We start from the raw sequence: 11,226 nt of genomic DNA, 5'->3' as shown, positions 1-11,226 counted from the left end.
TGCTATGCTTTCTTGGGTGAGGCCCGCTGGCGCCTCACCCGACAAAGCTCGCGTTTGCTCATGGGGATTCCAAGAATGAAAAACCCTTATGCTCCCGCTTTCTGGTGCGTGCTCTTCGCACTGGTTTTGTTATCGGCCGCGTATTTTTACGGCGTCATGCTCGCCCATCAACTCGACAAGGCGATGGTGTTCCTCGACAGCGCCTGCCTGGTGATCGGCACCTTGTCCATTGGCGTGGTGGCCTGGGCGTCGTATCAAAACCAGCGGGTGAAGAAAAAACTCCTCGAGCAGGGCAAGACCCGCGTGGCGATCTGGGACACCAAGGTCGCCCTGCGCCGCGTCGAAACCGTGTTCGACCGCTATTTCTGGGGCAGCTACTGGCAGCCGGGGCGCACGTTCCAGGAAGTCATGGGCGACCTCACCGGCACGCCGCTGGAAAAAAGCCTCGAAGTCCTGAAAAAACAATGCGTGCTGCTGGACCGACAGGTTGCCGACGGTAGGCATTGGCTGGATAACGCGCGGGAATTGTCCGACGTGGCCACGCAAATGGCCCGCGAGCGCTACCAGCTGGATTTTTGCGACCCCAAGGCCGACACCCCCGGCAACGCCGTGATACACCGCGAGTTCGAGGTGTTGGTGTACACCTGGACCGCGCGCTTGAAGAGTTTTGATCACCAACTGGATGAAGTCGAACAAGAGTACTCCTGAACTCCTGCTGAACTGATCCCTCTGAAAGGCTGGGCCGTTTACGCCCGCCAGTGCTAATCTTCCCCCGTTTTCGGCGGGCTTGAGCCAATCCCCTCAGGGGTTCAAGGAAGACAGCCCACTTCTCACAGGATTTGATCAGGTCACTTCATGAATAAGCCAGCCGTTGTTTTCTTGGGTTTTGTTGTCGCCGTCGGCGCCGTCAGTGCGGGCGGTGCCTGGTACACCGGTAAACAACTGGAGCCGGTCCTGCAAACCGCTATCCAGAGCGCCAATAAAGAACTGCAGACCTCCATGGCCGGCGTCGATGGTAGCGTGACCCTGGAGCTGGTGTCCCTGGACCGTGGCGTGTTCAGCAGCACCGCGCACTATCGCCTCAAGGGCCAAGGCAGCGTGTTCGGCGAAGACAACCCGAACCCCGAATTGCTGTTCGTCGACCATATCGAACACGGCCCGCTGCCGTTCTCGCGCCTGGTGACCCTCAAGTGGTTGCCGGTCATGGCCACCAGTCACTACGAACTGGAAAAGAACCCCACCACCGAAAAATGGTTCGCCGCCAGCAAAGACGTGTCGCCGCTCAAAGGCGTGGCGAATATCGGCTACAGCCGTTCGGTCAGCGGCAACATCGAATTGCTGCCGCTGGAGTTCAAGGATGACACCTCCTCGGTGAGCTTCTCCGGCGCCAACCTGGAATTCGACAGCAGCGCCGAAGGCCAGAAGGTCAAGGCTGATGGCTTCATGAACAGCCTCAAGGTCGCGGCGATCGATGCCAATGGCGCACCGTTCGAAGCGGAACTGGCTGGCCTGACCGTCGCCAGCAACCTGGAAAAGTCCACCTTTGGCTTCTACACCGGCCAGAACACCGTGGAACTGACCGACACCAAGGTCACCTTTGGCCCGCAGAAAGCCGTGCTGACCCTCAAGGGCTTCGAGCAGAAAGATTCCACCCAAGCCAAGGACAACAACCTGGCCGGTCGCGTCGACTACAAAATCGACGAGATCGGTTACCAGGGCAAGCCGGTCGGCTCGGCGGCCATGGCTGTGAGCATGAAGAACGTCGACATCCCGGCGATGCTGGTGCTGACCAAGCTCTACCAGGACAAAATGCAACCGGTGCAAGCCGCTGCCGCTGCCGGCCAACCGGTGCCGGAACTGCAATTGACCGAAGCCGAGCAGGCCCTGGCCGAAGCCAACGTCAACCAGGTATTGGCTGCCAAGCCGCAACTGGCGGTGGAAAACCTGTCGCTGAAAACCACCCACGGCGAAAGCAAGTTCAACCTGGTGGTCGACCTGGCCAAGCCAACGTCTATGGAGCTGCCGCCGGTTGAGCTGGGCAAGCAGATGATTGCGCTGCTCGATGCCAACCTGACCCTGTCCAAGCCGATGATCAGCGACGTGGCCGCCCTGCAAGCCCAGGTCGGCGGCGTGACTGACCCCAAAGCCATCGAGCAGCAATCGCAGATGGCGGCCGAGATGGTCAGCGGCATGGCCGTCGGCACCCAAATGGCAACCCTGGTGGGCACCGATGTGGTTTCCAAGCTGCACTACGCCAATAACGAAGTGACTTTCAACGGCCAGAAAATGACCGTTGAGCAGTTCCTCAGCTTTGTGATGTCCAAGGCCGGTGCGGTCAGCGGCGCCCAGTAAGCGCTGAAAATGCAGTAAAAAATGTGGGAGCTGGCTTGTATGGGAGCTGGCTTGCCTGCGATAGCATCGCCCCGGTCTGGCTGAACGACCGCGGTGCCTGCATCGCGGGCAAGCCCGGCTCCCACACAAACCCGGCTCCCACATTCGTTTTGTGTGAGGGCAAAAAATCGCGCTCGCACAATTCTGAACAATTGTTCTGAATTGCACTTCCCCCTACTTCGCTAAGAGATAGTTCCTACAGGAAAGCTAGGTCGGGTCCCGAGACGCCGACACCCTGATGCGTTTCGCTCAGGATCACCTATCGTTAAGGCTTTCCGTGTGTAAGGAAGCTCACGATATGCTGCGAAACCACCCCTACAGTGCCTCCGGCCGGTTGCGTCTGCTTATCGGGGCCGCCCTGTGCAGCCAGTTGCTGGTTCCAGGCCTTGCGTTTGCCGACCCAGCCTACGACGCCCTGATCATCCAGGCCCGCAACGGCCACTTCACGCCGGCGCTGACCCAACTGCGCCAACTCTCCGCCGAACGCCAGACCCCAGGCCAGGTCAGCGACCACCTGGTGATCGCCGGCTGGGCCGGGCAAGACGCCGAAGTGCTTAAGGTGTACGAGGCGCAAGGCAAGCATCGCAACCTCACCACCCAGGCACTCGCCACGGTGGCGCGCACTTATCGCAATCAAAAGCAGTGGGCTCAGGCCGAAGCGGTCTATCGCCAGGCGTTGCTGCGTGAACCCCATAACGTCGACCTGCAACTGGGCCAGGCCCTCACCCAGGCCGATGGCGGCAAAGCCAACGAGGCGGTGCAACGCCTGCGCACGCTGGTGGCGGCCCAACCCAATGACCCCAACCGCCGCATGGCCCTGGGGTATGCGCTGACACGTGCCGGTTTGAACTACGACGCGCTATTCGAATTCGACCAAGCCTTTATCCGCGCCGGTGACAAGCCCGAAGTGGCCAGTGAATACATCGTTGCCCTGCAAAAGGCGCGGCTGCCGGAGCCGGCACTGCGCCTCTCGGCCAAGCGCCCGGGGTTGGTGGACGCCGTCACCCAGCGCCGCCTCGAAGGCGACCTTGCCGCCGAGCGTGTGCGCATGGCCGAGTTCGCCACGCGTACAGAAAAAGAACGCTACGTCATCGCAGACCGTGCCCTGCAGGACTACGACAAACTGATCAGCCGCTGGGCTCCCGACGCCACAGCCAAGGACGATGTCATCCGCTGGCGCATCGACCGCCTGGGTGCGCTCAAGGCGCGAGCGCGGCATGCCGAGGTGATCCGCGATTACCAAACCCTCACCAGCGAAGGCGTGCAACTGCCCACCTACGCGTTGCGTTGGGTCGCTGGCTCTTACCTGGAACAGCGCCAGCCGGAAAAGGCCGAGCCGTTGTACCGCCAGGTACTCACCGCCCCTGACACCGACGCCAGCTATCGGGTCGATGACAGCACGGCGCTGTTCTACGCCTTGTTGGAAAGCGACAAGGTCGAAGAGGCCCGCCAGGTCGCCAACAACCTGGCCAAGGAGCAAAACCCCCGCGTTGAGCTCAAGGGCTTGCCCATTGGTAACCCCAATGACAACTGGATGGACGCCCAACAATTATCCGCCCAGGCCGGTACCTATGGCGGTGACCTGCCCGGTAGCGAGGCCAGCCTGGAAGCCCTGGTGGCCAAGGCACCGGGCAACGTGGGCCTGCGCCTGGCCCAGGCCGACATGTACCGCGCCCGCGACTGGCCGCGCCGCGCCGAAGGCACGCTCAAGGAAACCGAAACCCAGGCCCCCCGCGACATCGGCCTGGAAGTCTCCCAAGCCTATACCGCCATGGACTTGCAAGAATGGCGGCAGATGGACGCGCTCACCGACGACGTGCTCGCCCGCAACCCGGACAACCGTCAGGTGCAGCGCCTGAGCCGCCTGCGCGATGTGCACGACATGGCCGAGCTGCGTGTCGAAGCCTACACCGGCAAAAGCTACGGTGGCGGCAATAACAACGACGCCGGTGCCGTCTCCGGCAGCCGAGACTGGGGCATTGAAAGCGTGATCTACACGCCGCCCATCGACGAAGACTGGCGCCTGTTCGCCGGTGCCGGCTATGCCACCGCCGACTTCGAGGAAGGCACTGGCCAACATCGCTGGCAGCGCGTGGGCGTGGAGCGTCGTACCCGTGACATGACCATCGAAGCCGAAGTGTCCAACCACTCCTATGGCGACGGTTCCAAGCAAGGCGCCAGCGTGTCGATTGCCCGCGACATCAACGACCACTGGCAATACGGCGGCAGCCTTGGCTATTTGCTCAGCACCACACCGTTGCGGGCCCTGAATGACGGCGTCACAGCCAACGGCGGCAGCGGTTTTATCCGCTGGCGCGCCAACGAAAGCCGCGAATGGAAGCTGACCCTCAGCCCGTCCCATTTCAGCGATGGCAACGACCGCTTCGAAGCCTTGCTCACCGGCCGCGAAGGCCTATACAGCTCGCCCCATGTGCAAGTGGACCTGGGCCTGGAAGTGGGCGCCAGCCGCAACAGCAAGGAAGACACCGTGTACTTCAACCCGAAGTCGGACTTCACGGTGTTGCCCATGATCAACGTCAATCACGTGCTCTATCACCGCTACGAAACCCAGTGGAGTCAGCAGTTCCAAATCGGCGCGGGTACCTACAGCCAGCGTGACTACTCCACCGGCGGTATCGGCCTGATTGGCTACGGCCAACGCTATCGCTGGAACGACGTACTGGAAATGGGCGCCAACCTCAGCCTGATCAGCCGACCTTATGACGGTGATCGCGAACGCGATCTGCGCCTGCTCGTCGACCTCACTTACCGTTTCTAAAAGAGCCTGACCATGACCGTCCTCAGCCGTTGCTTGTTGGTCCTGGGTGTAATGCTGGCCGCCGCCTGCGCCCAACAACCCGCGCCCTACACTCCACCCGCCGAACGGCCGATAGCGCCCAACGAAGCGCCGTGGCCGAAGAACCACTTCCTGGGCATTGCCTATCACGACGTAGAGGATCGCGACCCCGATCAAGCCGTGGTGGCGGTGCGCACCGAGCGTTTGATCGAGCAGCTGGCGTGGCTGCGGGAGAATGGCTACCAGGCGGTCAGCGTCGATCAGATCCTGGCGGCCCGGCGCGGCGGCCCGGCATTGCCACCCAAGGCGGTGATGCTCAGCTTCGATGACGGTTATTCCAGCTTCTACACCCGCGTGATGCCGATTCTGCGTGCCTACCACTGGCCTGCATTGCTGGCACCGGTGGGGTCCTGGATCGACACGCCGTTGAACCAACCGGTGGATTTTGCCGGTACGCCACGACCACGGGGAGAGTTCCTGACGTGGCAGCAGATTCGTGAAGTGTCCCAGTCTGGCCTGGTAGAAATTGCCGCTCACACCGACGCCAATCACAAGGGCATCCTGGCCAACCCCCAGGGCAACCTGGAACCGGCCGCCACCACGCGAAGTTTTGATCCCAAGACCAACGGCTACGAAAGCGAAGCGCAGTTCCAGGCGCGTATGCGGGCTGACGTCGCCGCGATTTCGAACAAAATCCGTACCGTCACCGGCAAGGCGCCGCGTGTGTGGGTGTGGCCGTATGGGGCGGCCGATGGCACCTCGTTGGCGGTAGTCGGCGAGCACGGCTACGAGATGGCGCTGACCCTGGAAGACGGGCTCGACGACCTCGGCAACCTGATGAACAGCCCGCGCTTTCTGGTGGCCTCCGACCCGGACGGTGAACACTTTGCCAACAGCATGGTGGCCGTGCAGACCAAAGCGCCGATGCGCGTGCTGCACGTAGACCTGGACAACGTGTACGACCCCGACCCGGCCCAACAGGCGCGCAACCTCGACGTGCTGGTTCAGCGCGTGGTGGACATGGGCGCCGGCACCGTCTTCCTGCAAGCCTTTGCCGACCCCAAGGGCGACGGCCTGGTGCATTCGCTGTACTTCCCCAACCGCCATCTGCCGATGCGTGCCGACCTGTTCAACCGGGTCGCCTGGCAGTTGCACACCCGCGCCCATGCCAGTGTGTACGCCTGGATGCCGGTGCTGAGTTTTGCCCTCGACCCCAAGCTGCCGCGTGTCACCCGCTGGGACCCGAAAACCGGCCAAGTCGGCCCCGACCCGGATCAATACAAACGCCTGTCGCCATTTGATCCCAAGGTGCGGCAGGTCATCGGTGAGATCTACCAAGACCTGGCGCGTGTAGGGCCGATTGACGGCATCCTCTACCACGATGATGCGGTGTTCAACGACTTCGAAGACGCCAGCCCCGCAGCGCTCAAGGCCTACGCGGCCCAAGGTTTGCCGGACAGCATCGCGGCCCTGCGTGCCGACCCTGCCGTGATGCAGCGCTGGACCCGTTTCAAAAGCCGTTACCTGATCGACTTCACCCATGAGCTGACCGCCAAGGTCCGCGCCATCCGTGGCCCGCAGGTGCTGACGGCGCGCAATATCTTCGCCGAGCCCATGCTCAACCCTGGCAGCGAAACCTGGTTCGCGCAGAACCTCGATGACTTCCTCCAGGCCTACGACTGGACCGCGCCGATGGCCATGCCGTTGATGGAAGGCCAGGAAGTGAAAACCTCCAACGCCTGGCTGGAAAAACTCATCGCCACGGTCAAGACGCGTCCCGGCGCGATGCAAAAAACCATCTTCGAATTGCAAGCCAAAGACTGGCGCACCCAAGCCGCACCGGATATCAGCGCTGAGCAATTGGCAGAGTGGATGGGTGTACTCAAACGCCAGGGCGTCACCAGTTTCGGCTACTACCCGGACAACTTCCTGGAAAACTCCCCGGACTTGAAGACCATCCGTCCGGCCCTCTCCAACCAATGGAACCCTTGATCATGGTTGACAGAATCCTGGCTCTATTCGTGTTGGCACTGGTACTGGGCTTGCCCCTGGGCCTGATATTCCTGGTGACCGGGCAGTTCCTGATGGACTTCGTGTTCTTCTACCCGCTGTTCATGTCGGCGCTGTGGATCGCCGGTGGCCTGTATTTCTGGCTGCACTGGGAACGCCACTGGCCGTGGGAAGAAGACACGCCGGCACCGACCCTGGCCGGCGAGCCGCTGATCTCGATCATCATCCCTTGCTACAACGAGGGCGATAACGTCGCCGACACCATTGATGCGGCCCTCGGCCAGGTGTACCCGAACATCGAAGTGATCGCGGTCAACGATGGCTCCAGCGACAACACCGCCGCAGTACTCGATGCCCTTGCGTTGCAACACCCGCGCCTGCGCGTGCTGCACCTGGCGCAGAACCAGGGCAAAGCCGTGGCCCTGCGCATGGGCGCCGTGGCCGCCCGCAGCGAATACCTGGTGTGCATCGACGGCGATGCCTTGCTCGACAAAAACGCGGCCGCCTACATGGTCGCGCCGATGCTCGACAACCCGCGCCTGGGCGCCGTCACCGGCAACCCGCGCATTCGTACCCGCTCGACCCTGATCGGCCGAGTGCAGGTCGGCGAGTTCTCCTCGATCATCGGTTTGATCAAGCGTACCCAGCGGGTATTCGGCCGGATCTTCACGGTCTCTGGTGTGGTGGTGGCGTTCCGCAAGAAAGCCCTGGACCGCATCGACTACTGGAGCACCGACATGATCACCGAGGACATCGATGTCAGTTGGAAGCTGCAACTCGATCACTGGGCGATCTTCTACGAGCCGCGCGCGCTGTGCTGGATCCTCATGCCCGAAACCGTCGGTGGCCTGTGGAAACAACGCCTGCGTTGGGCCCAGGGCGGCGCCGAAGTGCTGTTCAAGAACATCCGTGGCATTTGGCAATGGCGCCACCGCTACCTGTGGCCGCTGCTGTTCGAGTACTGCCTGTCCACCGGCTGGGCCTTCACCTTCCTGCTGTCGGTGGTCTTCTGGGCCGTGGGTAAATTCGTCACGCTACCGGCGGCGATCACCGTGAGCTCGTTGGTGCCGCCCGCGTTCACCGGGCTGGTGCTGGCGATGGTGTGCCTGCTGCAGTTTGCGGTGAGCATCCTGATCGACCGGCGCTACGAAAAAGACCTGTGGAAAACCCTGTTCTGGACCGTGTGGTACCCGATGGTGTTCTGGCTGGTCAGCCTGCTCACCACCCTGGTCAGCTTTCCCAAGGTGTTGTTCAACCAGCATCAGAAACGCGCACGCTGGGTCAGCCCGGACCGCGGTATCAAACCTGCACAAGAGGAGGCGTGATCATGAAACTGGTCAGAACTCGCCAAAACACACTGATGTGGATCGTCGATGTGCTGTTGACCCTACTGGCCTGGGGTGGGTTGATCTGGCTGCTGGCGCGAGGCATCAGCGCCATGCTTGAAACCCACGGCGGCCCGCGCATCGAGGCGCCTATCTTTGCTGCGCTCAACACCTTGCAGGTTTACCTGTGGATCGCGCTGTTCAATGCGGTGATCCTGATCAGTTGGGCACGTTATCAGCAGCATCGCGGGCGCAAATTCGCCCAGCGCCGCGCCGAGGCCAATGCGCTGAGCGACCAGCACCTGAGTGAAAGTTTCAACTTGGGCGATGGCGACCTCGAACAACTGCGCCGCCCTGGCGTGCTGGTGATCCACAACGACGAAGAAGGCGGCGTCGAAGAAGTGAAATCCCACGTCTCCCGCGACGTCGAACGCCCCGGCCTGACCCTGGTGCCCGACAAAGACAAGGGCATTGGCTAGCGTTAAGCGAACGCAATGCTCAAAGCAATGAAGATCCAATGTGGGAGCTGGCTTGCCTGCGAAAGCGATAGTGCAGTAACAGTTGCAGTGACTGACACACCGCCTTCGCGACCAAGCCCGCTCCCACAGGTAGTATTTCCACCCATGGGTTGCAGTGGTTCACTCCTCTTGTTGGAATTCCGATAAATGGGATCCAATTCACAAAACCCCCGCGAACTTTTCCCCCTTCTCCGGTACTAACCTAACTCGACGAACACCTGATGGCTAAATAATGGCAGTCGGAAAGTCATTCGTCGAATCGCCATCAAAACAGTTGCCGCTTGTCGGAATAATCACCGTAAGTGCCCGACTTAAACTCTTTTGATGAAAAATTATTATTAATAATCAACAGGTTAGAAAACTAATCAGTCGAGCGGCCCCACTTCGCCCGTTTCTAGGCGAGCTGGAAGTTCGATGTTAGTTTCGCGGCCCTTGATTTTCGATGGATCGAACATGTCTTCGTTATTGCCACGGACCCGGTTATTGCTCTGCACTTTCCTGCTCACTTGCATGGGCCTGAACAGTGCATCCGCCGCCCCCACGCCTGGCGATCAGGACTTGATCCGCGACCGGCAGAACCGCCTGCTCGAAGAGCAGCAGCGGCGCCTCCAGGAACTCCAGGACCTGCCCGGCAAAGCGGACAAGCCCCAAGCCCCGGCAACCCCGGCCGACACCCGTTGCTTCCCGATCAAAACCATCGAACTCAAAGGCGCCGACAGCCTGCCGGCGCCCGACCGCGAGCGCTTGCTCAAGCCCTACATCGGCCAGTGCCTGGGCGTGTCCCAGCTGAACGACCTGCTCAAAACCATCACCGACTACTACCTCGGCAAAGGCCGCGTCACCAGCCGTGCCTACCTGCCGCAGCAAGACCTCTCCACCGGCCATCTGCAAGTGCTGGTGGTGGAAGGCAAGCTCGAAGCCCTGCGCAGCGCCGAAGGCAGCACGGTGACCGACCGCGAACTGGCCATGGCCTTTCCCGGCAAAGTCGGTGAAGCGCTGAACCTACGTGAAATCGAGCAACTGGTGGACCAGCTCAACCGCCTGCCGTCCAAACAAGCGCAGATGGAACTCACCCCCGGCAAGCAAATCGGCGGCAGCGACGTGGTGGTCAAGAACACCGCGCAAAAGCCCTGGCGCGCCAGCCTGTCGCGCAACAACGACGGGCAGAAAAGCACTGGCGAACAGCAATGGGGCGCTGGCCTTGAGTGGGACAGCCCACTGGGCCTGGGTGACCAACTGATGCTGCGCGGCGGCCACGACGCCATCAGCGACCACCAGAAAACCTCGAAAAACACCATGCTCTACTACAACCTGCCCTGGGGCTGGTGGAACTTCAGCTACACCTACAGCGAAAGCGACTACCGCACCTACGGCGTCACCGACGGCTTCAAATACAAGCAGGACGGCGACAACCAGAACCACCAACTGCGCGCCGAGCGGGTGATCCATCGCGACGACGTCAGCAAGACCTCGGTCAACGTCGGCCTGGCGCACCTGCGCACCAACAACTACATCCTCGACGTGCGCACCGCGCCCAGCAGCAACCGCCTCAGCGAACTGCAACTGGGCGTCAACCACGGTCGGCGCATCGGCAGTGCCTTCGTCAACCTGGACCTGGGCATGCAAAGCGGCATCGGCCTGCTCGACGCCCAGGCCCAAGACGAGCGTGACCCAGCAGGCCGTCGCCAGCCGAACTCGCGCTACCGCAAATACACCGCCACCGTCAGCTACCTGCAACCCTTCAGCCTGTGGGGCGAGTCGTTCAGCTTCAGCAGTTTGGCCACCGGCCAACGCAGCGAAGACCCGCTGTTTTCGCCGCAGCGCATGAGCCTTGGCGGCTCGGCCTCGGTGCGCGGTTTCAAGGACCAGTTGCTGACCGGCGACAGCGGCGGCTACTGGCGCAACGAAGTGCGCTGGGCGCGCCCGGTGACCCTCGACTGGATGCGCCCGGCCTTCGCCGAGTACGGCGCCAGTGTCGGCTACGACCAGGGCGTGATCCGCAACGACCGCTACAACGACAACGTTCATGGCCGGGTGTCCAGCAACTCCCTGGAGCTGTTCGCCCGAGGCAAACACGTCAGCACCAGCGTGACCTTTGCTCATTCGTTAGAAAGACCCGGTGTAGTCACCGAGCGCGAAGCGCCGATCTACTTTCGCATGGATTTCTTCCTGTAATTCAACGCCC

The 11,226-nt window shown here is 61.7% G+C and carries 7 protein-coding genes; all 7 read left to right on the top strand.

Annotated elements, in window-relative coordinates; all coding sequences use genetic code 11:
• Window positions 1-75 precede the first annotated feature (75 nt).
• Window positions 76-708, top strand: a complete 633-nt coding sequence (locus tag JMV15_RS21805) for a hypothetical protein (protein ID WP_019819550.1) — start codon at window positions 76-78, stop codon at window positions 706-708.
• A gap of 147 nt (window positions 709-855) precedes the next feature.
• Window positions 856-2,352: a YdgA family protein gene (locus tag JMV15_RS21800; protein WP_020302878.1), complete on the top strand. Its 1,497-nt coding sequence runs from the start codon at window positions 856-858 to the stop codon at window positions 2,350-2,352.
• Window positions 2,353-2,689: 337 nt separating this feature from the next.
• Window positions 2,690-5,170, top strand: coding sequence for a poly-beta-1,6 N-acetyl-D-glucosamine export porin PgaA (pgaA, locus tag JMV15_RS21795; protein WP_201491916.1), 2,481 nt, complete (start codon window positions 2,690-2,692; stop codon window positions 5,168-5,170).
• Between the two features lie 12 nt (window positions 5,171-5,182).
• Complete coding sequence (gene pgaB / locus JMV15_RS21790) at window positions 5,183-7,180, top strand: poly-beta-1,6-N-acetyl-D-glucosamine N-deacetylase PgaB (protein ID WP_014716390.1); 1,998 nt, start codon at window positions 5,183-5,185, stop codon at window positions 7,178-7,180.
• A gap of 2 nt (window positions 7,181-7,182) precedes the next feature.
• A complete protein-coding gene (gene pgaC / locus JMV15_RS21785; RefSeq protein ID WP_020302876.1) occupies window positions 7,183-8,523 on the top strand; it encodes a poly-beta-1,6-N-acetyl-D-glucosamine synthase in 1,341 nt (446 codons plus the stop codon).
• Between the two features lie 2 nt (window positions 8,524-8,525).
• Window positions 8,526-9,002: a poly-beta-1,6-N-acetyl-D-glucosamine biosynthesis protein PgaD gene (pgaD, locus tag JMV15_RS21780; protein ID WP_003187480.1), complete on the top strand. Its 477-nt coding sequence runs from the start codon at window positions 8,526-8,528 to the stop codon at window positions 9,000-9,002.
• A gap of 492 nt (window positions 9,003-9,494) precedes the next feature.
• Window positions 9,495-11,216, top strand: a complete 1,722-nt coding sequence (locus tag JMV15_RS21775) for a ShlB/FhaC/HecB family hemolysin secretion/activation protein (protein WP_038448410.1) — start codon at window positions 9,495-9,497, stop codon at window positions 11,214-11,216.
• Window positions 11,217-11,226 lie beyond the last annotated feature (10 nt).

The sequence above is a fragment of the Pseudomonas paracarnis genome, assembly GCF_904063055.1.
Classification (GTDB): Bacteria; Pseudomonadota; Gammaproteobacteria; order Pseudomonadales; family Pseudomonadaceae; genus Aquipseudomonas; species Aquipseudomonas paracarnis.
This window is presented reverse-complemented; position numbering and strand designations above follow the sequence as displayed.